20 protein-coding genes are annotated in these 23,682 nt (G+C 69.2%); 11 read left to right on the forward strand and 9 right to left on the reverse strand.

Annotated features, from left to right (window positions below; all coding sequences use genetic code 11):
- Positions 1-687: 687 nt before the first annotated feature.
- The 3 genes from TSO352_RS21285 to TSO352_RS21295 all read left to right on the forward strand — a co-directional run bounded on the left by TSO352_RS21285 (position 688) and on the right by TSO352_RS21295 (position 4,649).
- Positions 688-1,356: a dimethylmenaquinone methyltransferase gene (locus TSO352_RS21285; protein WP_109109229.1), complete on the forward strand. Its 669-nt coding sequence runs from the start codon at positions 688-690 to the stop codon at positions 1,354-1,356.
- Positions 1,357-1,412: 56 nt separating this feature from the next.
- A complete protein-coding gene (locus TSO352_RS21290) occupies positions 1,413-2,354 on the forward strand; it encodes an AEC family transporter (RefSeq protein ID WP_109109230.1) in 942 nt (313 codons plus the stop codon).
- A 597-nt stretch (positions 2,355-2,951) separates the two neighbouring features.
- Positions 2,952-4,649, forward strand: coding sequence for a HAMP domain-containing methyl-accepting chemotaxis protein (locus TSO352_RS21295; RefSeq protein WP_109109231.1), 1,698 nt, complete (start codon positions 2,952-2,954; stop codon positions 4,647-4,649).
- A gap of 63 nt (positions 4,650-4,712) precedes the next feature.
- Here the strand turns inward: TSO352_RS21295 and TSO352_RS21300 are convergent, their stop codons facing one another.
- Both TSO352_RS21300 and TSO352_RS21305 read right to left on the reverse strand, forming a co-directional pair.
- The gene (locus TSO352_RS21300) at positions 4,713-5,405 is read right to left on the reverse strand and encodes a hypothetical protein (protein ID WP_109109232.1); all 693 of its coding nucleotides are present in this window, start codon (positions 5,403-5,405) and stop codon (positions 4,713-4,715) included.
- Positions 5,406-5,565: 160 nt separating this feature from the next.
- Complete coding sequence (locus tag TSO352_RS21305) at positions 5,566-7,575, reverse strand: methyl-accepting chemotaxis protein (RefSeq protein ID WP_109109233.1); 2,010 nt, start codon at positions 7,573-7,575, stop codon at positions 5,566-5,568.
- A 382-nt stretch (positions 7,576-7,957) separates the two neighbouring features.
- On the opposite strand from TSO352_RS21305, the gene TSO352_RS21310 reads away from it, so the two are divergent.
- The 3 genes from TSO352_RS21310 to TSO352_RS21320 all read left to right on the forward strand — a co-directional run bounded on the left by TSO352_RS21310 (position 7,958) and on the right by TSO352_RS21320 (position 12,128).
- Positions 7,958-9,049 carry a glycosyltransferase family 2 protein gene (locus TSO352_RS21310; protein WP_247872294.1) on the forward strand — a complete coding sequence of 364 codons (1,092 nt, stop codon included), beginning with the start codon at positions 7,958-7,960 and terminating at the stop codon, positions 9,047-9,049.
- A complete protein-coding gene (locus tag TSO352_RS21315) occupies positions 9,046-10,782 on the forward strand; it encodes a glycosyltransferase family 39 protein (RefSeq protein ID WP_109109234.1) in 1,737 nt (578 codons plus the stop codon). Before TSO352_RS21310 ends, TSO352_RS21315 begins: the two co-directional genes overlap by 4 nt.
- Before the next feature lie 134 nt (positions 10,783-10,916).
- A complete protein-coding gene (locus TSO352_RS21320; protein ID WP_109109235.1) occupies positions 10,917-12,128 on the forward strand; it encodes a serine hydrolase in 1,212 nt (403 codons plus the stop codon).
- 39 nt (positions 12,129-12,167) lie between these two features.
- Here TSO352_RS21320 and TSO352_RS21325 read toward each other — a convergent pair whose 3' ends face one another.
- A complete protein-coding gene (locus TSO352_RS21325; protein WP_109109236.1) occupies positions 12,168-12,578 on the reverse strand; it encodes a nuclear transport factor 2 family protein in 411 nt (136 codons plus the stop codon).
- A 162-nt stretch (positions 12,579-12,740) separates the two neighbouring features.
- Complete coding sequence (locus TSO352_RS21330; protein ID WP_109109237.1) at positions 12,741-13,739, reverse strand: hypothetical protein; 999 nt, start codon at positions 13,737-13,739, stop codon at positions 12,741-12,743.
- A 265-nt stretch (positions 13,740-14,004) separates the two neighbouring features.
- Here TSO352_RS21330 and nadE point away from each other — a divergent pair, with 265 nt between their 5' ends.
- A complete protein-coding gene (gene nadE, locus TSO352_RS21335; protein WP_109109238.1) occupies positions 14,005-15,660 on the forward strand; it encodes an NAD(+) synthase in 1,656 nt (551 codons plus the stop codon).
- Positions 15,661-15,774: 114 nt separating this feature from the next.
- Here the strand turns inward: nadE and TSO352_RS32985 are convergent, their stop codons facing one another.
- The 4 genes from TSO352_RS32985 to TSO352_RS21350 form a co-directional block, all read right to left on the reverse strand.
- On the reverse strand, positions 15,775-15,999 hold the full coding sequence (locus TSO352_RS32985; RefSeq protein WP_146210779.1) for a hypothetical protein: 225 nt from the start codon (positions 15,997-15,999) through the stop codon (positions 15,775-15,777).
- Between the two features lie 147 nt (positions 16,000-16,146).
- Positions 16,147-16,716, reverse strand: a complete 570-nt coding sequence (locus tag TSO352_RS21340) for a hypothetical protein (protein WP_109109239.1) — start codon at positions 16,714-16,716, stop codon at positions 16,147-16,149.
- 147 nt (positions 16,717-16,863) lie between these two features.
- Positions 16,864-17,532: an isoprenoid biosynthesis glyoxalase ElbB gene (gene elbB / locus TSO352_RS21345; protein WP_109109240.1), complete on the reverse strand. Its 669-nt coding sequence runs from the start codon at positions 17,530-17,532 to the stop codon at positions 16,864-16,866.
- Between the two features lie 133 nt (positions 17,533-17,665).
- Positions 17,666-18,643 carry an alpha/beta hydrolase gene (locus tag TSO352_RS21350; RefSeq protein ID WP_109109241.1) on the reverse strand — a complete coding sequence of 326 codons (978 nt, stop codon included), beginning with the start codon at positions 18,641-18,643 and terminating at the stop codon, positions 17,666-17,668.
- Positions 18,644-18,794: 151 nt separating this feature from the next.
- Between TSO352_RS21350 and TSO352_RS21355 the strand changes: the two genes are divergently transcribed.
- From TSO352_RS21355 to TSO352_RS21370, 4 genes are all read left to right on the forward strand, one after another.
- Positions 18,795-19,244, forward strand: coding sequence for a MarR family transcriptional regulator (locus TSO352_RS21355; protein WP_109109242.1), 450 nt, complete (start codon positions 18,795-18,797; stop codon positions 19,242-19,244).
- A gap of 96 nt (positions 19,245-19,340) precedes the next feature.
- Positions 19,341-20,684, forward strand: coding sequence for a glutamate--tRNA ligase (gltX, locus tag TSO352_RS21360; RefSeq protein WP_109110782.1), 1,344 nt, complete (start codon positions 19,341-19,343; stop codon positions 20,682-20,684).
- A 28-nt stretch (positions 20,685-20,712) separates the two neighbouring features.
- Positions 20,713-22,092: a cysteine--tRNA ligase gene (cysS, locus tag TSO352_RS21365; RefSeq protein ID WP_109109243.1), complete on the forward strand. Its 1,380-nt coding sequence runs from the start codon at positions 20,713-20,715 to the stop codon at positions 22,090-22,092.
- A 171-nt stretch (positions 22,093-22,263) separates the two neighbouring features.
- Positions 22,264-22,725 carry a DoxX family protein gene (locus TSO352_RS21370; protein ID WP_109109244.1) on the forward strand — a complete coding sequence of 154 codons (462 nt, stop codon included), beginning with the start codon at positions 22,264-22,266 and terminating at the stop codon, positions 22,723-22,725.
- A gap of 26 nt (positions 22,726-22,751) precedes the next feature.
- On the opposite strand, the gene TSO352_RS21375 is transcribed toward TSO352_RS21370, so the two are convergent.
- Entirely contained in the window at positions 22,752-23,498 is a 747-nt protein-coding gene (locus tag TSO352_RS21375; RefSeq protein ID WP_109109245.1) for a DUF1223 domain-containing protein, read from the reverse strand.
- Between the last annotated feature and the right edge of the window lie 184 nt (positions 23,499-23,682).

Below are 23,682 nucleotides of genomic sequence, written 5' to 3' on the forward strand. Positions count from 1 at the left end.
TGTTCCTCCGGTGATGCATGCCGGAGTGATGCGAACTCTAAAGGCCGGACCTTCGGGTGCCGGCCTTTCGCATTTTGGCCCTGTGGGCTTCGTCCCTCCTCGCCTTCCTCGACCAGCCCAACCGGCGCCTGACGTCGTCGTTGTCCGCGCTGTTGTCCGCCGCCGCTCGCCCGAGTCCATCCTTTGATTGCGGCAAAGTGAAGACGGCTCAGCATACAATTGCAGGTTTGCCGTCGAAGTGTCGTGCCCACTGCCATGGCCAAGCTTTCGAGTGCAAACAGGATCCCGCGGCAATTGCTCCGGTAATCGGCGCCCCATGACTGTCTGATAATTTCCCGTCTAAAGCGCATAAATCTTTGAGATATCCCGAAAGAGATGACGAAATTTCATGTGGCGTATTTACCGTTTGTCAACCTACTTGCGAATGACCGCGCAAGTGGTTACACTTCAAAATCTAAACAAATCAGATCCAATGTTGCAGGGGTTGTGTCGACGGTCGATGGGCTGCGGTACGGCGTGCGGGAATCCTGCAGCATTCCCGCACAACGACAGGCCGGCCATCCACCCATGCCGACCGACGACGTTGAACGGACGACGTCCGACCGGCGATCGCCGCCCGGCCCCTGTCACCTGCCTGAACCGAGGCCCGCCCGCCGACATCCGCCCGCAAGACGAAAGGAATCCGCCATGGCTATGCAACGCTTTCTCGTCGAATACCGCCGCCTGTCCACCGACACCCTGGCCAAATGGTCCTCGGTGCCCAGCAGCGTCGCATCGGACGCGATGAACCGCTGCCAGAGCATGGACTCGCGCATCAAGCCGATGGCGCCGGGCATGCGCCTTTGCGGTCAGGCCCGCACCGTGGTGTCGATGCCGGGCGACAACAGCATGGTCCACCACGCGGTCAGTCTGGCCGAACCCGGCGACGTGGTCGTCGTGGCCGGCGGTGGTCTGGACGACGTCGCGCTGGCCGGCGAGTGGGTGGTGCGCTGCTGCAAGCGCCGGGCGTTGGGCGGACTGGTGGTTGACGGGTCGGTGCGCGACCTGCACGAGATCCGCGGCCTGGGCCTGCCGGTGTTCGCCAAGGGCGCGGTCGCCCGCGGTCCGCACAAGAATTTCGGCGGCAAGATGGACGTCACCGCGTCGGTCGGCGGTGTGCCGGTCAACCCCGGCGACCTGATCCTGGGCGACGAGGACGGCGTGGTCGTGGTGCCGCTGGCCTTCGCCGACGCCGCCCTGACCCAGAGCTTGGCCCTGCTGGAGCGCGAGCGCCAATGGACCGAGAAGATCGAGGCCGGGGCCACCCTGGTCGAGGTGCTGGGCGTGCCGCCGCTGGAGATCGTTCCCTGCGAATGACCCGGGTGGTGTAAGGAAGGCCCCCGACCAGACCCCGCCGACACGGTGCCGCGTAGATGTCGCTGATTTTTCAGATCGTCCTGCCGATGTTCGGCCTGATCGCCGTCGGCTATTGGGCCGCGCGCTACCGTGGTTTCAGCAACGCGATGGTCCAGGGGCTTTCCCGGTTTCTCGGCATCTACGCGCTGCCCGCGCTTCTGTTCTCCAACATGGCGCGGGCGGACATCCCCGATCCGCTGGAATGGGCGGTGCTGGGGTCCTTCTACATCGCCGCCGTTGCGGTTTTCCTGGTCGGCGGCCTGTGGATGCGGATGACCGGCCGGCGGGAACAGATCGCCCCCATCGGCCTCGCCAGTTCCTTTTCCAACATCGCGCTGCTCGGCGCGCCGATCATCATGGAGGCCTATGGCCCGACCGTGGCGGTGCCGGTGATGCTGCTGGTCGTCTTCCAGTCGCCGTTGCTGTTCACCTCGGCGACGATGCTGGCGGAAACCCAACGCTCGGCCCGATCCGGCCGGGGCGGACGCCCGATCCAGGCGACGCTCGGCGCCGCCAGGGCGACGCTGACCAGCCCGCTGGTGGTGTCGGTCGTGCTGGGACTGGCCGCGAACCTGACCCATGCGCCGATCCCGGCCATGGTGATGAAGAGCTTCGCCCTGATGGCGCAGACGGTGCTGCCCTGCGCCTGCTTCACGCTGGGCGCCTCGCTGGCCCTCAGCCCGGCGTCGGGGGCGGTGCTGCCCGCCACGGTGGTGGCGCTGCTGAAGACCGGCCTGCACCCGCTGCTGACCTGGCTGCTGGCGACCCATGTCTTCCATCTGCCGCCGATGTGGGTCGCCCCCGCGGTCACCGCCGCGGCGCTGCCGATCGGCATCAACGCCTATGTCTTCGCCGAGCGCTACAACGCCGGGCGCGAGGTGGTGTCGATGTCGCTGCTGATCTCCACCATGCTGTCGCCGGTGTCGATCTCCATCGCCTTCATGATGTCGGCGGGCTGACGGACCGTCCACCGCCGCCGCGCCCGCGATGCCGCTTCTGTTTCGGATTACTTCGGAACCATTTGGCACTGACTGCATACTCGGCGCTGTCCGACAGCGGGGGAAGGCGACGTGTGTTCAGCCGCGTGCGGCAGTATGGCCGTTTCAAGCGCGATTGAAGAGTGTATCGATTCCTGATAGCCTCAGATTGTATGATTTTCGAAGGAACTTACCGACGAAAAGGACGTTCTCGCCTCATAAAGAACACGCCATAAGGGATAATTCTGCGCTGTGGCCGGTGATCGCCGCACCGCGCGGTCGGAAAGACAAGGCTGGCGCTATCTCTTGCATATTTTAGTATGTTGCGTGTGCCTTGCAGACATGGATGCGCAAGGATGGCGGAAGACTGCGGGCGCCTGAAGACAACGGTAAACATCAAGCCCGTTAATCATTGGAAAAACATTTCCAGGATGAGATGATGTGGCATGCGGTGATGGTGGAGCAGGAAGTGGTGCCGGCGGCGGCACGGTTCCGGCTCCGCGGCAGCCGTCCGCTCGTCCGCCCCAATGCCATGCCGGATGGTCCGTACCGCGGACCGGCGGCCGACGCAGGTGCCCCATGACCGTCCTCAACAACTTCCACATTCCCGTCAAGATGGCCATTCCGGCGACGACGGCGATCATCGGCATGCTGGTGATCGTGATGCTCGGCTGGTCGGCGATCACCCAGCAGTCGAGCCTGCTCGACGCCCTGTTCAACCGCTCCTTCACGCGGGAGGCGGAGATCCAGGGGCTGACCGACACGTTGACGGTCGCGCACGCCGGCATGTACCGCACCGTGATCCTCAACAACGCGAACGCCTCGCCCAAGGCGGTGGAAGAGGAGATGAAGGCCCTCAACGCCCAGCTCGGCACGCTGAAGGCACAGGCGGAAACGCTGAAGGGCGCCACCCCCGATACGGACGAGGAGGGCAAGTTCTTCGAACGGTTCGGCGCCGACGCCGCCACCTATCTTGCCAAGGTGAACAGCTTCCTGGACCTGCTGAAGATGGGCGTCGACCCGCTCGACTTCCTGCAGGAGGTGCAGGCCGCCTACAGCCGGCTGAACAACACCAGCCGCGATTACCTGACCTACAAGCGGAAGATGTCGACCGACGCCTACGCCGAGGTGAACGATTCGGTCGACCGCACCACCCAGGCCTTCATCCTGGTGGCGGCGGCGGCGCTGCTGGTGACGGTCGGCGTCGCGCTGTTCATCGGCATGAACATCGCCCGCCCGATCGTGCGCCTGACCGATGTGATGGAGCGTCTGGCCAGGGGCAAGCTGGAGGCCGACATCCCGGCCGCCGACCGCGGCGACGAGATCGGCCAGATGGCCCGCACGGTCCAGGTGTTCAAGGAGAACGCCATCCGGGTGCAGGAGCTGTCGCGCGAGCAGGAGGCGATGCGCATCCGCAACGACGAGGAACGACGCGTCGCCATGAACGCCCTGGCCAACGACCTGGAGGCTTCGGTCAAGGCGATGATGGGCGAGGTGGTGCGCTCGGCGACCTCGATGCGCAACGAGGCCAACTCGATGCTCGACAACGCCAGGCAGACCAGCCACCACAGCGACAGCGTCGCCCATTCGGTGCAGGAGGCGACCAGCGAGGTCGAGAGCGTCGCCGCCGGCGCCGAGCAGCTCCGTGCCTCGATCGACGAGATCAGCCGGTCCATCAGCCAGTCGGCGCAGCTCGCCCGCGGCGCGGTGGACGAGGCCGGTCGCACCGACGGCATCGTCCAGGGGCTGAGCGAGGCCAGCCGCAAGATCGAGGAGGTGGTCGGCCTGATCCAGTCGATCGCCGGGCAGACCAACCTGCTGGCGCTGAACGCCACCATCGAGGCGGCACGGGCCGGCGAGGCCGGCAAGGGATTCGCCATCGTCGCCAGCGAGGTGAAGAGCCTCGCCAACCAGACCGCCAAGGCGACGGAAGAGATCGGCGGTGAAATCGCCGCGGTGCAGGCTGCAACCCGCGCCGCGGTCGACGCCATCCGCGCCATTGTCGGCACCATCCGGCAGGTCGACGAATCGCTGGGCACCGTCGCCAGCGCGGTGGAGGAACAGGACGCCGCCACCCGCGACATCAGCGCCCGGTCGCACCGCGCCGCCGTCGACACCAAGGCCGTGATGCAGGAAATGCGTCTGGTGCAGCGGGCCGCCGAAACCACCGGCCATTCCGCCGGATCGGTCCAGAACACGACCGAGGACCTGTCGCGCAGCTTCAACCGCCTCGACCACGAGATCGAAGCCTTCATCACCCGCATCACCGCGGCGTGACGGGGGTTTTCTGTTCAGCAGGGCGTGACGACGGGGGAGGTGGTGTTCGTCAGCCGGCGCCTCTCACTCCACCAGCGCCCCGCGCCCTGCATTCGCCCGCCCTGGCTCCACCCGCCGTGCGTCCGCCCAGGCGCGCGCGGTCGTCGGCCGGCCGTCGGCGTCGATCAGGCCGCGGGTGAACAGCTCCTCGGCGTGGCGGATGAAGAAGGTGGCGGTGCTCGGCCGCTCCCAATGCTCCATCCAGTTCTGCTCCAGAAAGGCCAGGATCGCCGGCTGGTCCAGCTCCGCCTCCCACAGGACGCCGAGCAGGGAGGTCTGCTGCTCCTCGTGTATGCAGTCCTCGAAGCACAGGCGCTTGTCGGCGCGCGCCTCGCGGCGGGCGGTGGTTTCGGGACCGGGGCCGAGGCCATAGTCGATCAGCATCCGCCGCTCCGGTGCCGCGCACAGCCAGTGCGTCACCTCATGCACGATCACCGTCGCCTCGACGTCGGTGCGGATCACCTTGCCGTCCCACATGAAGGATCGGCTGGGCGGTTCGTCCAGCGTGTCGATGCCGTGGGCGTGGGCCAGCCGCACCGCCTCGGCCCGGTGGGCCGGGGTGTCGACGCCGCCGCCCGGCTCGCTGTCCGGGCGCACCGGCCAGGTTGCGGCGATCCGGCGGAAGGCGGCCTGCGCCTGCGGGTGGCCGTCCAGATGGGCGTCGAAGGCGGCGAGGGCCTTCGGCATGTCGTCGATGGCGATGGGGGTCAGGATCATCGCGCCTATGTGCCGAAGGGGGCGCCCCGGTGCAAGGGGAATGTCGCCACGCAAAAGAGCAGGGCTGCCCGGCACAAGACCAGCGCCGGCAAGACCTGGTCCATCCGGGTCCTGTCGGCGCCACAACGGTTACACCCACGCTGACGATTGGCGCGGTTTCTTACGCGGCGCGCATGTCGGCCAGGAAGCGCGACACGAAGCCGCGGAGGTCCGCCGCCTCGTGGTTCAGCCCGTCGGCGGCGGTCAGCACCTCGCGCGAGGCGTCGCCGGTGGAGGCGGCGGCCTCCGTCACCCCGGCGATGGTGCCGGACACCTCCTGCGTGCCGCGCGCCGCCTGCTGGACGTTGCGGCTGATCTCCCGCGTGGCGGCGCCCTGCTCCTCGACCGCGGCGGCGATGGTGGTGGAGATGTGGTTGATCTCGGCGATCACCCGGCCGATCTCGGCGATGGCGCCGGCGGCCTGCCGGCTGATGTCCTGGATGCCGGCGATCTGGCTGCCGATCTCCTCGGTCGCCCTGGCGGTCTGGTTGGCGAGGCTCTTCACCTCGCTCGCCACCACGGCGAAGCCCTTGCCCGCCTCGCCGGCCCGTGCCGCCTCGATGGTGGCGTTCAGCGCCAGAAGGTTGGTCTGGCTGGCGATGTCGGTGATCAACTGCACCACCTCGCCGATGCGCTGGGCGGCGTCGACCAGGCCGCGGACGGTGGTGTCGGTCTTCTCGGCGGTGGCGACCGCCTGCCCGGCGATGCGGGTGCTCTCCGCCACCTGCCGGCCGATCTCGCTGATCGAGGAGGTCAGCTCCTCGGTCGCGGCGGCCACCGTCTCGACGTTGCCGGTCGCGTCGTGCGAGGCGCTGGCGACGGCGTCGGCCTGCCGGGTGGTCTGCTCGGCGGTCGCCGACATGGTCTGCGCCGTCGCCTGCAGCTGGGTCGCCGCCGCCGACACCCGGCCCAGCGCCTCCAGCACCAACCGGTCGAACTCCTGGGTCAGCCGGTCGATGCGCTCGCCGCGGCTGCGCCGTGCCTCATGCTCGGTCCGCTGCCGTTCAGCGAGACGGTCGCTCTCGATCAGGCTGTCCTTGAAGACCTGCAGCGCCTTGGCCATGCCGCCGATCTCGTCGGCGCGGTCCTGGCCGGGGATGTCGACGGTCCGGTCGCCGCCGGCAAGCCGCGTCATGCGGTCGGTCATCGCCACCACCGGGCGCGACAGCCCGCGGCCGATCAGCAGCGCCGTCGCCAGCCCAAGCACCACGGCCAGCAGCGAGGCCGCGACCATCACCGTGCGCGACCGGCCGATGAAGGCGCCGGTTTCCGCCCCCAGGGTCTTCTGATGCTCGACGCTGGTCAGGGTCAGTTGCTCGGCTTCGGCGGCGATGGCGTCGCCGACGGGGGTCAGCACCTCGCGCACCAGCCGGTCGCGTCCGGTCGTCGCCTCGACCACCGCGTTGAAGCCGGTGGTGTAGACGCGCAGCATCGCGGTGTAGGACATCGCCATCTTGCGGCGGTCGAGGTCGGTCAGCTTCGCCATCATCGCCCCGCCGCGGCTGGCGGCGTCGGTGAATTGCGAGCGCGTCTGGCTGGCCAGGGCCGGCGAGCCGTCGACGTTGTAGCGGGTGGCGGAAATGCGGGCCGTCAGCATGTGGCGCAGTGCCATGCCCGCCAAATAGGCAGCGTCGGTGTCGCCGCCGGCGCTGGCGCTGTCCATGATGCCGTCGAGCGCGTTTTCCAGCCGCGGCCCGATCTCCTCCAACTCGGCGACGGCCTTGGCGCGTTGGGCCTGGAATTCCATCGTCGCGGCGAAGGCCTCCTGATACTGGGCGATCTCCTGCGCCATGTGGTCGATGGTCCGCAGCATGGCCGGGTCGGTGAACAGGGCGCGGGCCTGGGCGATGGTCTGGGCCGCGTCGTCGGCGTGGCGGCGCACCGTCGCCCCGACCTCGGCGTCGCCGGTCAGCAGGAAGGCGGTGGACTGTTGCCGCATCGCCAACATCAGGGCCTGGATGCGGCCCAGCTCGTTGGTCTGCTGGCCCAGCCGCCGGTAGGTCAGCACGGAATCGCCGGCGCTCGACAGCGCCACCACGCCGATGCCGCCGATCAGCACGAGGAACACCAGGATGCCGGCGCTGGCGGCGGTGATCCTGGTTCCCACACGAAACCGATTGAACAGGCTCATGATCGAGGCCTCCGTCGTCACAAGGTCGCTGCGGCCGGCGACCGCAAGAAAGGTCAGTCCTTGCGACCTGCTTCAGGAAGCGTGCCACATGCGGCGGCATGACCGCCGACGGGCGAAAAAACCGACGGGCAACGTCGGGGAAATCCCGGTTCCGCACCGGTTGGAATAAAGCGTCGCGTCCCGGTGTTTTCCCGATGCGCGGGACCGCCGGGCAGCGCCGCCCGGTCCAGGCCGTCCATTTTTTGTGCCGCGCCGGTCACAGGAGAGGCATTTTGAACATCCCACCGTATCGTGATATATGCCGAAGGGCGCAGCGGCCGGCCGGGGTCGTCGCCGATCTCCTCATCTCCCGGTTCCTGACGCTTTGACCCGACGGCTGGCCATGTCTCTCACCGACGCGCCCCTCTCCGCGGCCTCTTCGGACGACCGCACCGCTCCCGCACGCCGATCGGGCCGGCCACGGCGCGGCCGGCTGTCGGTGGTCATCCCCTTCTACAACGAGGGTCCCAACGTGGCCGCCCTGTTCGACCGGCTGACCCCGGTGCTGGACGGTCTGGGCATGGACTGGGAGGTGGTCTGCGTCAACGACGGCAGCCGCGACGACACCATCGACCGGCTGCTTGACGCGCATGACCGCGACGACCGCATCAAGGTGGTCGACCTGTCGCGCAACTTCGGCAAGGAACTGGCGCTGTCGGCGGGGCTCAGCCACGCCACCGGCGACGCCGTGGTGCCGATGGACGCCGACCTGCAGCACCCGCCGGAACTGCTGCCCACCTTCATCGCCAAATGGCGCGAAGGGTTCGACGTCGTCGTCGCCGTTCGCCACGCGCGGGTGGGGCAGAGCCTGAAGCACCGGATTTTCGCCCGACTGTTCTACTGGTTCTTCGACCACCTGTCGGAAATCAAGCTGCCGCGCGAGGTCGGCGATTTCCGCCTGATGGACCGGCGCGTCGTCGAGGTCATCAACCGGATGCCGGAGCGCACGCGCTTCATGAAGGGCATCTTCGCCTGGGTCGGCTTCCGCCAGGCCGCGATCCCCTATGAACAGGGCGAGCGCGCCGGCGGCGACACCAAATGGGGCTTCCTGAAGCTGCTGCGCCTGTCCTTCGACGGGCTGACCGCCTTTTCCACCTTCCCCCTGCGGGTGTGGAGCCTGGTCGGCGTGGCGGTGTCCGGGGTGGCCTTCGTCTACATCGTGATCCGCCTGATCCGCACGCTGATCCACGGCATCGACGTGCCGGGCTATGAATCGCTGCTGGTCGCGGTGCTGTTTCTCGGCGGCATCCAGCTGATCACGCTGGGGATCATCGGCGACTATCTGGGCCGCGTCTTTGCCGAGGTGAAGGGGCGGCCGCTGTTCATCGTCCGCTCCGCCCACGGCTTCGGCCCGCCGGACGACGCCGATGGAGCCGGCCCGCAGGCGCATGGCTTCGACCAGAGGGCGGATGCCGGGCGGGAGCCGCGGCGATGAGCATCGAGACCCGCCGGCGCGCCGGCGACGAGGCGTCCTCCACCATCCGCCGTCCACCCGCCGAACCGACCGCCTCCGCCGCCGGCATCCCTGCCGGCTGGACGCCGCCGCGCCACGACACCGCGCTGTGGGACGGCCTGTCGCGCGCGCTGCTGCTCGGCCTGCTGATCCTGGCGGCGCTGACCTTCCTCAGCTACGGCATCAGCACCGACGAGGAGGTTCAGCACATCTACGGCAAGAAGCTGCTGTCCTACTACACCAGCGGCTTCCAGGACCGGTCGGCCTTCCATTTCAAGGATCTGGCCTATTACGGTGGGCTGTTCGACCTGACCACCGCGGTGATCGTTCCGTTCTCGCCCTTCGAAGAGTACGAGACGCGTCACCTGCTCTGCGCGCTGGTGGGGGTGCTGGGCATCGCCGGGACCTGGCGCTACACCCGGCTGCTGGCCGGCCCGCGCGCCGGCTTCATCGCCGCGGCGCTGCTGGCGCTGAGCGGCGTCTATTACGGCGCCATGTTCAACAACACCAAGGACGTGCCCTTCGCGGCCGGCATGGTGTGGACGCTGTATTTCGCCACCCGCATCCTGAACCAGATGCCGCGGCCCAGCCGCAGCGCGGTGCTGAAGTTCGGCCTCGTGCTCGGCATGACGCTGGCGATCCGCGTCGGCGCCGTCCTGGCGGGCTTCTATCTGGCGGTCGCCATGGCGCTGCATTTCGCGCTGGTGACCCGGCAGGAGGGGCATCGCTGGGCGCTGGTCGACGCGCGCCGGGCCTTCCTGTCGCTGTGGCCGGCGATTCCCGTCGCCTACGCCATCATGGCGGTGTTCTGGCCCTGGGTGGTGCAGCGGCCGTTGCGCAACCCGCTGGAGGCGCTGCGCGTCGTCTCCCACTTCCCCATCGACATCCAGACGCTGTTCATGGGCGAGCTGGTTCACTCCAACGACCCGCCGGCGCTGTACCTGCCGGTCTATCTGGCGGTGAAGCTGCCGGAAGCGGTGGTGATCGGCGTCGGGGCGGCGGTGCTGCTGGCGGCGGTCTGGCTGGCGCGCGGCGGTTGGCGGCGGTCGGGCGCCTTCACGGTGGTGCGCTTCACGCCGCTGGTGCTGGCGGGGTTCCTGCCGATCCTGCTGTTCGTCCTGATGCGGCCGTCGGTCTACAACGGCATCCGCCATTTCCTGTTCCTGGCGCCGCCCTTCGTCGTGATGGCCGCCATCGCCGCCGACCGGCTGTGGGCGATCAGCCAGCGGGGCGGCCGGGCGCTGGGCCAGGGGTTCGCCGCGGCGATGACCGTGGTCGGGGTGGTGTACGCGTGGCAGCTCGGCGCCATGCACCCGAACCAGTACGTGTACTACAACCAGTTCGTCGGCGGCGTACGCGGCGCCGACGGCAAGTACGAGCTGGACTATTGGGGCAACTCCCTGCACGAGGCGCTGGAGGAGCTGGTCGAGTATGTCGAGCGCGAGAATGACGGCCACGCGCCGCCGCGGCAGTACACGCTGACCGTCTGCGGCAACACGCTGGCGGTGCGGTTCGAACTGCCGCCGTGGCTGCGGCTGGTCAACGGCATCGAGCCGGACTGGCGCAAGGCCGACTTCTTCCTGGCCTTCACCCAGGCCAAGCGCTGCCCGTCGCTGCTCGACGGCCACCCGATCCTGGAGATCGCGGCCGAGGATGTGCCGTTGTCGATCGTCAAGGACCGCCGCCCGCCCAAGGCCGAGATTCCGACCGAGTGACGACACGGCCGCTGGGGAGTACCCCGCGCGGCCAAGCTCCGGCCTTTCGCTGACTCTCCCTTCGCGGCCCTGACGGACCGCCGGGCGACCGCCCACTCTCCGGTATCGGAAACGGGGGCCGGGCGGAGGCGGGGATGCGGCGGGCGCTGGTCTTGGTCGCGTGGTGTCTGGCGCTGTGGAGCGTGCCGCTCGGTCCGACCGGGGCCATCGGCTTCGACCCGCTGCGCGACGCCGTCACACGGGTGGTGGAGGACCGGCTGTCGTCGGCTGGGCCGGGCGCTCTGGTCGTCGGGATGGTCCGCGACGGGCACCGGCTGGTGGTCGGGCGCGGCGATGCCGGTCGGACCGATGGCGGGCCGCCGGACGGGCGCACCCTGTTCCAGATCGCCTCGCTGACCAAGCCCTTCACCGGCACCATCATGGCCGAGCTGGTGCGCGAGGGCCGCGTCGATCCCGCCGACCCGCTGGATCGACACCTCCACCGCGTCGGCTCCGTGCCGGTGGCCCAAGCCCCGGCCTTCGACGGCCGGCCGATCCGCCTGCGCGACCTTGCCACCCACACCGCCGGCCTGCCCAACGTGCCGGAGACCAGCCGCTTTTCCTGGAACCGGCTGGAGGACCCGCGCAACCCCTACAAGCCGCTGTCGCGCGGCGAACTGGCGTCCTGGCTCGCCGGCTACCGGCTGCCGGTGCCGCCGGGCGTGCGTTTCAGCTATTCCAACGCCGGCATGGCGGTGCTGGGGGAGGCGCTGTCCGCCGCTGCCGGACAACCCTATGAGACGCTGTTGAAGCGGGTGGTCACCGACCGCTTCGGCATGGCGGACACCACGCTGCGCCCGACCGCGGAGCAGCGGGCGCGCAAGGCGGTGGGCCACGCCCATGGCGGGAGCGTCCCCGACTGGGAAGCCCCGGCGATGCAGCCGGCCTTCGGCCTCTATTCGACCGCCGATGACCTGCTGCGCTGGCTGGAGGCCAATTTGGGCGATTGCCCGACGAACGCGGCGGGGGGCGTGGCTGGCGCGGGCTGCGCGCCCGGGGTGGCGGCGACGCTGGCGCTGGCGCAGTCGGTGCAGGTCGACGGGCGGACGCTGGCCGACCCGGGGTCGCTGGGCGGCGGCGCGATGGCGCTGGGCTGGTTCGTCGCCTGGGCCGACGACGGCACGCCGATCCATTGGCATTCCGGCTCGACCGGTGGCTTCAACGCCTACATCGCCTTTTCCAAGGCGCACCGCTGGGGCGTGATCGCGCTGACCAACAGCGACCCCGAACGGGTCACCGCCGACCGCGTGGTGATCGACCTGGTCCGCCACCTGGAAGCGCGGCCGGAGGTGGCCAGCCTGCAATAAGGCCGGGAGGCGAAGGGCGCTGCCTCAATGCAGGTTGCCTCAATGCAGGCGGCGCGGCGGTTTTTCCGGCGTTTCGACGTCGGCGCGCGCCGGGGCGATCGGGCCGGCCTGATGGTGGGCCAGGCGCCAGGCGCCGTTTTCACGGGCGAACAGGTTGGTGGCGGCCAGAACGGCGCCGCCCAGCATTTCCTCGCACAGGACCAGCGCGGTGTCGCCGTGCAGGGTCACCCGCTCGTTGCGGGCGTGGACGGTGACGCCGCTCGGTGCGCGCAGCACGTCGCGCCAACTGGTCAGCACCGCGTCCCGGCCGAACAGCGCGGCCCAGCCGGGATGGATGCAGGACACCGGCAGCCGTTCGGCCCACAGGGATTCCATCGCGGCAACGTCGCGGTTGGTGAAGGCCCGGTAGAAGGCCTGGTTCAAAGCGAGCAGCGTGTCGCGGTCGGTCATAGCGGTCCTGTCCGGGGCAATATCGTCCGGGGTGCGGCGCGGCCCCAGGGGCCGCGCCGTCACCGCTCCGCTTGTAAAGAAGACGGCGACCCCGGGCAAGCACCGGTCCGGCGCCGGCTGAGCCGGTTTTGTGACAACGATGCTCCGTTTCGCCCGCCGCTGTCAGGCGGTCAGGTTCACGCCCTGCGACTTCGCCGCCCCGGTGTTGCCGGCGGCCGAGGCGCTGGTGATGGCGTTCTTGCCGGTGGTCAGACCCTCCACCGGGACGGACAGGTCGAGCGACAGCTTGGTCACGCCATCCTTGCCGGTGGTCGGCTTCAGCACCGCCAGCCCCTTCATCCCGTCGCCGCCGGCCTTGCCCGCCATGTCGTTCAGCTTGCCCAGGATGTCCTTGATCTCGTCCGCGCTGAAGCCTTCGGACCGCACGATCATGCCGGTCGACTTGCCGGTCGCCGTGGTGGTGGCGGCGCTGAGCCCCACCGTCCCGGCACCGCCCTGGCCCAGCGTCGCCTGCATCCGCGCGTCGTCGCGGCGGAAGTCCAGCGTCGATTTGGCGAAGGAGATCTTCACGCTGCGGTCGCCATCCTGGATCTCCAGGTCGATGCCGCTCGACTCGATCGACCATTGCGACTGCGAGGATTGCATGTCGACCGACAGCTGGCTGAGGTCGGTCTGGCCGAGCTTCGCCTTGACGTGGTCGCCGAAGCCGCTGACGGCGTCATCGACGCGGTTCTGCGGCACGCCCAGCGCGCTCAGCACGTCGCCCAGCCCCTGCTTCAGCGAGTCGACGGCGCCGCTGAACATGTCGGACAGCCCCTTGCCGTGCTCGAACGCCGACTGCATCAGCGACTGCGCCTGCTTGGCGCGGTCCAGCCCGCTGTTGCCGCCGGGGGCCGTGCCCCCGTCGGCGCTTCCGTTGCCGGCCGGGCCGCCATTGGCCTTGCCGCCCTTGCCGGTCAGGCTGTCCAGCAGCGATTCCATCGACTGGCTGATGGTGTAGGCCGGCGACTGGCCGGTCGATTCGGATTTGGTCCCGGACTTGGTGTCCGTCTTGGCCAGCGTGTCCTTCGCCGTGCCGGCCGTCTTTGACGCGCCGTTCTGCACCGCCGTGGACAGCACCGACGGTTTGCCGTTCGGGCCGCTGAGCTCGGAGTAATACATGGGATGCCCCCGCACCACTTGTTGTTCGCAAGCGTAAGCATCGCGCCGGCAACCTTTACCAGATGTTAATTCCTGAAATTTCTTTCAACCTCGGCGTTAACTTCGTTACCTTACTAACCAAGTCATGCCCGAATGTTGCGGAACTTGGTGGCCGCCGGTTGTTTCGCCTGCGTGACGACCTGCGACGGTTGGCGGCTTTCGCCGGGCCGGGGCCGCTGTTAGGCTGATGGGAAAAGAAGGATTGGGAAAAGGGAAGCCCGCCGCCATGACCGATCTTCGCTCCTCCGACCGCTTGTCCATCGCGCTGGCCCAGACCAACCCGACCGCCGGCAGCCTCGCGGCGAACGCCGACCGCATCCGCGCCGCCCGGGCGGCGGCGGCGGCCCGCGGCGCCGACCTCGTGGTGTTTCCGGAAGGCGCGCTGTCCGGCGTGCCGGCGCTCGACCTGCTGCGCAAACCCTTCTTCCTCGACGCGGTGGAGACGGCGGTGCGCGCGCTGGCCGCGGAAACGGCGGACGGCGGCCCGGCGCTGCTGGTCGGCACCCCCTGGCGCGACGGCGGCAAGCGCCACAACGCGGCGCTGCTGCTGGACAAGGGGGCCGTCGCCGCCGTCCGCTTCCAGGCGGAGATGCGTGGCGGCCCGGACGCCATGGACCGTTTCGAAGCCGGTCCGATGCCCGGTCCGGTGAATGTCCGCGGCGTGCGGATCGGGCTGTCGATCGGCGGCGACCTCGCCACCGCCGATGTGGTGGAGACATTGGCGGAAAGCGGCGCCGAGCTTCTGGTCGCGCTGCTCGCCAGCCCCTTCGCGGCGCAGAGCCACGACGAGCGGGTGCAGACCGCGGTCCGGCGGGTGGTGGAGAGCGGCTTGCCGCTGATCGCCGTCAACGCGGTCGGCGGCCAGGACGAACGGGTGTTCGACGGCGGCAGCCTCGCGCTCGCCTCCGATGGCCGGCTGGTGGCGCAGGCCCCCCTGTTCGCCGAGCATCTGCTGCTGACCCGGTGGGAGCGCGGCGATGACGAATCCTGGACCTGTTCCGCAGCCGAAACCATCGCCCCGGTCGAGGGGACGGAGGCGCTCTACGCCGCGCTGGTGCTGGGACTGCACGACGCGGTGACCAAGCGCCAGATGCCGGGCGTGGTGGTCGGGCTGACCGGTGGCGTCGAGTCGGCGCTGGTGGCGGCCATCGCGGTGGACGCGTTGGGGCCGGAGCGGGTGCTGGCCGTCCGTGCGCCGTTGCCCTCCGCCGATCCCGACGGCGTGGCCGACGCGGCGGAAGTGGTCGAACTGCTGGGCTGCCGGCTCGACAACGTGGCGCTGGCGCCGGTGGTGAAGGCGGTCGACTCGCTGCTCGCCCCCGCCTTCGCCGGGCAGGAGCCCGGCGGTGCCGGGGAGCGGCTGCACGCCCGCCTGCGCGGCGCGACCCTGGCGGCGCTGGCGGAGCGGATGGGCGCCCTGCTGCTGGCGACCTCCGACCGCACCGATCTGGCGGTCGGCGCTTGGCCCGACGACGAGTCGGCCTGCGGCTACGCGGTGTTGAAGGACGTGTTCAAGACCGCCGTCCTGGAGTTGGCGCGCTGGCGCAACGCCCACCAGCCGGTGGGATCGCGCGGCCCGGCCGGGCGTGTGGTGCCGGAACGGGTGTTGGAGCGGGCCGCCCGCCCGGTTGGGGGTGCCGACGGGCTGCCACCGCTGGCGGCGCTGGACGATCTGCTCGCGAGCCTGTTCGACGGCGATCCCGCGCTGCCGGAGATCGTCGCCCGCGGTCACGACGTGGAGACGGTGAACCGGGTGTGGCGTGTGGTCCTGCGCACCGAAGCGGCACGCCGTCAGGCCCCGCCGGGGCCGCGGGTCGCGCGCCGGTCGCTGGGCCGGGACCAGCGCCTTCCGATCGACGGCGGCTTCGCCGACATCGTTTGAGGGGTGCGTTTGAAGGGGCTGGTCGAAGGATCGGAAAAGGCCGTTGCGGTGCGAAGGGGGAAGCGTCCCCCTTCACCCGTGTCAAACCGGCGGCAGGGCCGCGGAGGCTTGGCCTCAGCCGCGCGTCAGCTTGATGATCGTCGCGATCATGCCGAAGGCCCACAGGACCGCAGGCAGCACCACCCAGGTCGGGTGGAAGATGATCGCGAGCGGCATGATCAGGATCAGGATCATGGCCGGGAAGACAAGATAAGGCGAATTTCCCCAGTTGCTCAACAACCCCGCCGGGTTCGCGTCTTCACCAAGGAAAGCATCGGCGGTGACAGCTTGGTCCGTCATCTCTAACACCCAAATACATTGTGGTTATTCCCTGATCCCGCAGTGCAGCAGGACGAGGCTTCATACGCCACGTTGCTTTGGAAGGCCAGAGCGGAGCCTTGCCGATGCTTTCCGACTTTGGTCGAAGAGGCTGGGGAACGGAAAGGGTCAGGCGGCCTCGGTCAGCGCCAACTGCGGACGCCGCATGCAGGACTGGATGGTGAAGGGCGCGCGCACCCCGCCGTTGAACAGCTCGGCGCATTCCAGGGCCTTCAGCACCCGCTCTTCCGGGGGCTGCCCGACGGTGGAGGCCAGCGATCCCAGGGCGTAGTCGGACCCGCAGCCGATGGCGTGGTAGCCGCGCACCGCCTCGCCGACCTGATAGTCGGACTGCACGGTGAACAGCCGCCCCTCGCAGCCGACCATGAAGGTGCCGCCGGTCTCGACCTCGTTGGAGCGGTGGGCGTAGCCGCCGTCCTTCAGGCAGTTGCGCACGGCGTCGACGAAATCGACCACCATGTAGCGGAACAGATCGCAATCGGCTTCGCGCGGCGGCGGCTCCAGCCGGTAATGCAGCAGCTGGCCCATGCGGAAGGAACTGGTGAAGCCGATCAGGCAGTCGCCGTTGCGGAACACCTTGGTGTCGGCGCGGACGGTGATGTCCAGCCCGTTGACCCCGGCGCTGTCGCCGCCCATCCACACGCGCTCGCCCTCGACCAATCCCACAATGCAGGTCATCGAACCCCTCGTCCGCGAGAAAAGGAAACTGACGCCAAGGGTGTGGGAAGTCGGTTAATGAATTCTTGCGGTGCATTGTGACATTGGCTGTGACAAAGGAGGTATCGCTACCCCCTTCGTCAGTGCTGTCGTTCGCCGTCGTCTTGGTCAGCGCGCCAGATCAACCAGAGCCTTGACCGTATTCTCTGCTCCCTCGGCGATCTGGACCAGATTGGCGTCCAGCATGTAGCAGGGGGAGGTGACGATCTTCAGCCCGCTGTCGATCACGATCTCGCCATGGCCGGCGTTGCGGTGGTTGGCGCCCATCGCCTCCAGCGCGGCGGCGGTGGCGGGATCGTTGCCGATGGTCAGTTCCACCCCCTGCTGGCCCAGGATCTTGGCCAGGATCGCCGGGGCGATGCACAGGGCGCCGATCGGCTTGCCGGCGGCGCGCATCGCCGCGACCGCCGCGACGACCTGCGGGTTGACCGAGCAGTCGGCCCCCTTGAAGGCGAAGTCGCTGAGGTTCTTCGCCGCGCCGAAGCCGCCCGGGAAGATCAGCGCGTCGACATCGCCGGCCGAGAAGTCGCTGAGCGGCTGGATCTTGCCGCGGGCGATGCGGGCCGATTCGACCAGCACGTTGCGGCTCTCGCCGGTCTCGCTGCCGGTCAGGTGGTTGACGACGTGGGCCTGCGGGATGTCGGGAGCGTAGCACACCGCCACCGCCCCGACCTTGGCGATGGCCAGCAGGGTGCAGACCGCCTCGTGGATTTCCGCACCGTCGTACACGCCGCAGCCCGACAACACGACGCCGATGCGCACGCTCTTCTCCGCCATGGGAACTCTCCAGGGTTCGTTTGGCCGCCACGCTACCGCAGGACCGGTGGTTCCGCCTACGGTTCGTACGGCCGCAGCCTGGATGAGGCTTCGCAAAGCCCCGGCCGCGGACCGGAGCTTTGCGGAAACGGCATCAGCTCTTGATGAAGGCCAGCAGGTCCGGGTTGATGACATCGGCGTGGGTGGAGGCCATGCCGTGCGGGAAGCCCTTGTAGACCTTCAGCGTGCCCTTCCGGAGCAGCGTGATGGCGAGCCGGGCGGAATCGGCGATCGGCACGATCTGGTCGTCGTCGCCGTGCATCAGCAGCACCGGCACGTCGATCGTCTTCAGATCCTCGGTGAAGTCGGTTTCCGAGAAGGCCTTGATGCAGTCGTAATGGGCCTTGGCCCCGCCCATCATGCCCTGGCGCCACCAATTGTCGATCAAGCCTTGCGAGACCTTGGCGCCATCGCGGTTGAAGCCGTAGAAGGGGCCGGACGGGATGTCGCGGAAGAACTGGGCGCGGTTGGCGGCCAGCGCGGCGCGGAAGCCGTCGAACACCTCCAGCGGCAGGCCGCCGGGGTTGGCGGCGGTCTTCAGCATGATCGGCGGCACCGCCCCGATCAGCACGGCCTTGGCCACGCGGCCGTTTCCACCATGCTTGGCGACGTAGCGGGCGACCTCGCCGCCGCCGGTCGAATGACCGATGTGGACGGCGTTCTTCAGGCCGAGATGGGCGACCAGGGCTGCGACGTCGTCGGCGTAGGTGTCCATGTCGTTGCCGGTGGCGGTCTGGGTCGAACGGCCGTGGCCGCGCCGGTCATGGGCGATGACCCGGAAACCCTGCGACAGGAAATACAGCATCTGGGCGTCCCAGTCGTCGGCCGACAGCGGCCAGCCGTGATGGAAGACGATCGGCTGACCGGCGCCCCAGTCCTTGTAGAAGATCTGCGTGCCGTCCTTGGTCGTCACCGTGCCGCTGCCGGCGCCCTTGGCCCCCGACGTCTTCGCCGGCGTGGATTGGGCCGCTTGCGCGGAGTGGGCGAGGGGCAGGGCCGCCGCCGTGGCGGAGAGGCCGAGGCCGGCGGTCAGCAGGCCGCGCCGCGAGGCGCCGCTGTTCAACGGGTTCATGTCGATCTCCCTGGAACGATTGTGCGATATTAGATATCGCGATAAACAAATTCCTACAGGCCACGAACCCGGTTGTCCAGACAAATCTTTATCGCGATATCCATTTTCGTGGTAAGAGTATCGGGCCGACACCGTGAGGAGGAACGCCCCCATGTCCCGCCCGCCGCGCGTCCCGTTGGACGACCAGCTCTGCTTCGCGCTCTACATGACCAGCATGGCGATCACCCGCACCTACAAGCCGATGCTGGACGCCATGGGCATCACCTACCCGCAATACCTCATCCTCAGCGTGCTGGGGGAGGAGGACGGGGCGACCATCGGCGCGATCGCCGAGCGGCTGGCGCTGGAGTCGAGCACGGTCACGCCGCCGGTGAAGCGGTTGGAGCAGGCGGCGCTGGTCGAACGGCGGCGCAGCCGGATCGATGAACGGCAGGTCCAGGTCTGGCTGACGGACGCCGGTCGCGCCCTGCTCGACGAGAGCGGTTGCCTGGGCGAGACGCTGGTCGAACGGTCCGGGATGGATCGGGCGCAAATCGACGCGCTGAACCGGCAGGTCCGGTCGCTGCGCGCGGCGCTCGGTGACCGGCCGGACGGGGGGTGAAACGCCGCGCGGCTTCCGGCTGGCGGCCCGGCGTGCTAGGACAAGGCGCGTTTTCCGTTCTTCGCAAGCGAGCCCGCCGTTCCGATGTCCACCGCCATGCCCACCGCTGTCCGCTTCGCCCCCAGCCCGACCGGCCGCATCCATGTCGGCAACGTGCGCTTGGCGCTCGTCAACTGGCTGTTCGCGCGCAAGACCGGCGGCAGCTTCCTGTTCCGGCTGGACGACACCGACGAGGAGCGTTCGACCCAGGACTTCGCCGACGGCATCGCGCAGGACCTGACCTGGCTCGGCCTGACCTGGGATCGTTTCGCCCGCGAAAGCGACCGCTACCCGCGCTATGACGAGGCGGCATCGGGGCTGAAGGCCGCCGGCCGGCTCTACCCCTGCTACGAGACGCCGGAGGAGCTGAGCCTCAAGCGCGCCAGCCTGGTGTCGCAGGGCCGCCCGCCGATCTACGACCGCGCCGCCCTGCGCCTGACCGACGCCGACCGCGCCCGGCTGGAGGGGGAGGGGCGCAAGGCCCATTGGCGGTTCAAGCTGAACCCCACCCCGGTGGAATGGACCGATCTCGTCCGCGGACCGGTGCATTTCGAGGGCACGGCGCTGAGCGACCCGGTGCTGATCCGCGAGGATGGCCGGCCGCTCTACACCCTGACCAGCGTGGTCGACGACGCCGACTTCGCCATCACCCACATCATCCGCGGCGAGGACCATGTCGCCAACACCGCGGTGCAGATTCAGATCTTCGAAGCCCTGGGCGCCGCGGTGCCGGCCTTCGCCCATCTGCCGCTGCTGACCGACGCCGGCGGGCAGGGGCTGTCGAAGCGGCTGGGCAGCCTGTCGGTCGGCAGCCTGCGTGACGAGGACGGCATCGAGCCGATGGCGGTCAACAGCCTGCTCGCCAAGCTCGGCACCTCCGACCCGATCGAGGCGCGGCTGACGCTGGACGAGCTAGTGGCCGAGTTCGACCTGTCCAAGATCGCCCGCGGCACGCCGAAGTTCGATCCGGAGGAGCTGGCGCGGCTGAACGCCCGCATCCTGCACCTGACCCCGTTCGAGCGGGTGGCCGACCGGCTGGCCGCGCTGGGGCTGAGCGGCGCCGACGCGGTGTTCTGGGAGGCGGTGCGCGCCAACCTGACCCGGCTGGAGGACGCCCGCGACTGGTGGGCGGTGACCCACGCCCCGGTGACGCCGCTGGTCGAGGATGCCGGTTTCCTGGCGCAGGCGGCGGCGCTGCTGCCGGACGAGCCGTGGGATCTCGGCACCTGGGGCGCCTGGACCAATGCGGTGAAGGGGGCCACCGGCCGCAAGGGCAAGGAGCTGTTCCTCCCTCTGCGCCGGGCGCTGACCGGGCGCGACCATGGACCGGAGTTGAAGAACCTGCTACCCCTGATCGGGCGCGCGCGCGCCGTCAGGCGCCTCGGCGGCGAAACCGCGTAACCCACTGTCAAGCCCAGGAGTTCGGACCGTGCCGTTGGACCTCTACAACACGCTGACCCGCCGCAAGGAGCGCTTCGAGCCGCTTCGCCCGGACCATGTCGGCATGTATGTCTGCGGCCCGACCGTCTACGACACGGCCCACATCGGCAACGCCCGGCCGGTGGTGGTGTTCGACCTGCTGTTCCGGCTGCTGACCCGGCTCTACCCGTCGGTCACCTATGTCCGCAACATCACCGACGTCGACGACAAGATCATCGACCGCGCCCGTGACAGCGGCGAGCCGATCGAGGCGCTGACCGCGCGCACCACCGACCTGTTCCACGCCGACATGGACGCGCTGAACGCGCTGCGCCCGACCATCGAACCGCGGGCAACCCAGCATATCGGCCACATGATCGCGCTGATCGCCACGCTGATCGAGCGCGGCAACGCCTACGCGGCCGAGGGGCATGTGCTGTTCTCGGTGCCGTCGATGCCGAGCTACGGCCAGCTCTCCCGCCGCTCGCTGGAGGACATGATCGCCGGCGCGCGGGTCGAGGTGGCGCCCTACAAGCGCGACGCCGCCGACTTCGTGCTGTGGAAGCCGAGCAGTCCCGACCAGCCCGGCTGGGACAGCCCGTGGGGCCGCGGCCGGCCCGGCTGGCACATCGAATGCTCCGCCATGGCCAAGGAGCATCTCGGCGTCACCTTCGACATCCATGGCGGCGGGCTGGACCTGATCTTCCCGCACCACGAGAACGAGATCGCGCAGAGCCGCTGCGCCCACGGCACCGACCTGCTCGCCCGCACCTGGGTCCACAACGGCTTCGTGACCGTCGAGGGCGAGAAGATGTCGAAGTCGCTCGGCAACTTCTTCACCGTCCACGACCTGCTGGACGAGTTCCCCGGCGAGGCGATCCGCCTGACCCTGCTGAGCGCGCATTACCGCCAGCCGCTGGACTTCACCCGCGACGGCATCCGGCAGGCCAAGGGTGCGCTCGACCGCTGGTACCAGGCGCTGCGCGGCGACCCGGCGCCGATCGACTCCGACCTGCCGTTCGACGTGCTGGCCGCGCTGGAGGACGACCTCAACAGTCCGCTCGCCATCGCCCACCTGCACGAACTGGCCACCGCGGTGAACAAGGCGAAGAGCGAACCGGAGAAGGCGGCGGCCAAGGGCGCGCTGCTGGCCTCCGGCCGCCAGCTCGGCCTGTTGCAGCAGGACCCGGAGGCGTGGTTCCGCTGGGCGCCGCAGGGCGGGGCCGTGGACGGTCTGACCGACGCGGCGGTCGATCAGCTGATCGCCGACCGCAAGGCCGCCCGCGCCGCGAAGAACTTCGCCGAGGCCGACCGCATCCGCAAGGAGCTGGCCGACCAGGGCATCGTCCTGGAGGACGGCCCGCAGGGCACGAGCTGGAAGCGGGGGTAAGCTGGTAATCTTATCCCCTCTCCCTCTGGGGAGGGGGCAACTCGCCACACTGTCCCTCTCCACACAACAAACTATCGCCTACTCCGCGGATTATCGCGGCAGGTGAACCGGCTAATCTCCTTCTCAGACGAACCGCCCAGCCGGGCCGAACCTGACGAGGAGACACCGATCATGACCAACACCGACGTCGCCACCGGCATCGACACCCGCACCGCCCCCTACGCCGCCTTCCTGCTGCGCGTCGGCCTGGGCCTGCTGTTCCTGGCCCACGGCCTGGTCCTGAAGGTGATGACCTTCGGCCTCGCCGGCACCGCCGGTTACTTCCAGAGCATCGGCTATCCCGCCGCCTTCGCCTACCTCGTCATCCTGGGCGAGATCGGCGGCGGCCTGCTGCTGGTCGCCGGTGTCTACACCCGCTGGATCGCCCTGGCCCTGCTGCCGATCATGATCGGTGCCACGCTGCAGCATGTCGGCAACGGCTGGGTCTTCTCGTCGGCCAACGGCGGTTGGGAATTCCCGGTGTTCTGGACCGTGCTGCTGGTCGTGCAGTCGCTGCTGGGTGACGGTGCCTTCGCCCTGAAGGTCCCGGCGCTGAACGGTTCGGGCAACGCGGCGCTGGCCCAGCGCGGCTGACCCCATCCACACCGTCCAGAGACTGTCTAGGGAGCGGCCCCCAAGCGGGCCGCTCCCAACACGCGTGTCCGGGGCGTGCCGCCGGTTGCGGTCAGCACCAGTGCGTATCCACGGCCGTCCCGCGGGTCCGGCAGGGGGCGGGTGACGTCCAGCGCCTCGCCGGACCAGGGACCCCAATCCTCGACCACCGCCACGACGTTGGTGTTCAGCAGCCGGCGGCCGGAATTCTCGCCGGCCCCTACATCGGTGCGGTGCTCGCGGTCGTAGCCGAACAGGGTCAAGCGGCCGGACAGGCCGGGGCTCGCCGCGACGACCAGCCGGGCCGATCCGTCACCGCGCGCGTCCAGGGTGACCGGCACCGCTCCGCCGTCGCGCCGGTGCCGGTCGATCAGGGCGGTGACGGCGGAGCGGTCCGACCCGACCGCCTGGTCGCGGCCGTCGACCACCATCTGCGGTGTGTAGACGTAGGGCAGGGCGAAGGCGTCGCGGTAGTCGCGCTGGCGGCGGGTGTTCCAGCCCGAGGCGTAGGGATCGCGCCAGCCCAGCCGGTCCCAGTAATCGACATGGAAGGACAGGGCGATCACGTCGTCGCGGCCGGACAGCTCCTTCAGGAAGGCGTCGGCGGGCGGGCAGGACGAGCAGCCCTGCGAGGTGAACAGTTCGACCAGCACCGGGGCGCCGGCGGCGGTGGCCGCGGAAACCCCGGCCGGCCGGGCGATCACCGGCAGGGCAAGCAGGGCGGCGGCCAGGATCGGGAGAATGCGTGGTGTCATGGCGTCAGGCTACACGCACGTCGTCCCGCCGGCGCTTCACATCCCCGCGATCCGCCCGTGAGCAGCCGCCCGTGAGCAACCGGCTGAGAGCGGGCCGACCGACCGTCGCCCGTGCCCGTGGGGTGGATTGCCTCTTCCCCGTTCCGCGCGGGCGCCCCATTTGCTAGACAGAAGGAAGACCAAC

The sequence above is a fragment of the Azospirillum sp. TSO35-2 genome (assembly GCF_003116095.1).
GTDB lineage: Bacteria > Pseudomonadota > Alphaproteobacteria > Azospirillales > Azospirillaceae > Azospirillum.

Coding starts and splice junctions, on each gene's coding strand:
- TSO352_RS21285 (WP_109109229.1), top strand. CDS start 688: ATGGCTATGCAACGCTTTCTCGTCGAATACCGCCGCCTGTCCACCGAC.
- TSO352_RS21290 (WP_109109230.1), top strand. CDS start 1,413: ATGTCGCTGATTTTTCAGATCGTCCTGCCGATGTTCGGCCTGATCGCC.
- TSO352_RS21295 (WP_109109231.1), top strand. CDS start 2,952: ATGACCGTCCTCAACAACTTCCACATTCCCGTCAAGATGGCCATTCCG.
- TSO352_RS21300 (WP_109109232.1), bottom strand. CDS start 5,405: ATGATCCTGACCCCCATCGCCATCGACGACATGCCGAAGGCCCTCGCC.
- TSO352_RS21305 (WP_109109233.1), bottom strand. CDS start 7,575: ATGAGCCTGTTCAATCGGTTTCGTGTGGGAACCAGGATCACCGCCGCC.
- TSO352_RS21310 (WP_247872294.1), top strand. CDS start 7,958: ATGTCTCTCACCGACGCGCCCCTCTCCGCGGCCTCTTCGGACGACCGC.
- TSO352_RS21315 (WP_109109234.1), top strand. CDS start 9,046: ATGAGCATCGAGACCCGCCGGCGCGCCGGCGACGAGGCGTCCTCCACC.
- TSO352_RS21320 (WP_109109235.1), top strand. CDS start 10,917: ATGCGGCGGGCGCTGGTCTTGGTCGCGTGGTGTCTGGCGCTGTGGAGC.
- TSO352_RS21325 (WP_109109236.1), bottom strand. CDS start 12,578: ATGACCGACCGCGACACGCTGCTCGCTTTGAACCAGGCCTTCTACCGG.
- TSO352_RS21330 (WP_109109237.1), bottom strand. CDS start 13,739: ATGTATTACTCCGAGCTCAGCGGCCCGAACGGCAAACCGTCGGTGCTG.
- nadE (WP_109109238.1), top strand. CDS start 14,005: ATGACCGATCTTCGCTCCTCCGACCGCTTGTCCATCGCGCTGGCCCAG.
- TSO352_RS32985 (WP_146210779.1), bottom strand. CDS start 15,999: ATGACGGACCAAGCTGTCACCGCCGATGCTTTCCTTGGTGAAGACGCG.
- TSO352_RS21340 (WP_109109239.1), bottom strand. CDS start 16,716: ATGACCTGCATTGTGGGATTGGTCGAGGGCGAGCGCGTGTGGATGGGC.
- elbB (WP_109109240.1), bottom strand. CDS start 17,532: ATGGCGGAGAAGAGCGTGCGCATCGGCGTCGTGTTGTCGGGCTGCGGC.
- TSO352_RS21350 (WP_109109241.1), bottom strand. CDS start 18,643: ATGAACCCGTTGAACAGCGGCGCCTCGCGGCGCGGCCTGCTGACCGCC.
- TSO352_RS21355 (WP_109109242.1), top strand. CDS start 18,795: ATGTCCCGCCCGCCGCGCGTCCCGTTGGACGACCAGCTCTGCTTCGCG.
- gltX (WP_109110782.1), top strand. CDS start 19,341: ATGCCCACCGCTGTCCGCTTCGCCCCCAGCCCGACCGGCCGCATCCAT.
- TSO352_RS21370 (WP_109109244.1), top strand. CDS start 22,264: ATGACCAACACCGACGTCGCCACCGGCATCGACACCCGCACCGCCCCC.
- TSO352_RS21375 (WP_109109245.1), bottom strand. CDS start 23,498: ATGACACCACGCATTCTCCCGATCCTGGCCGCCGCCCTGCTTGCCCTG.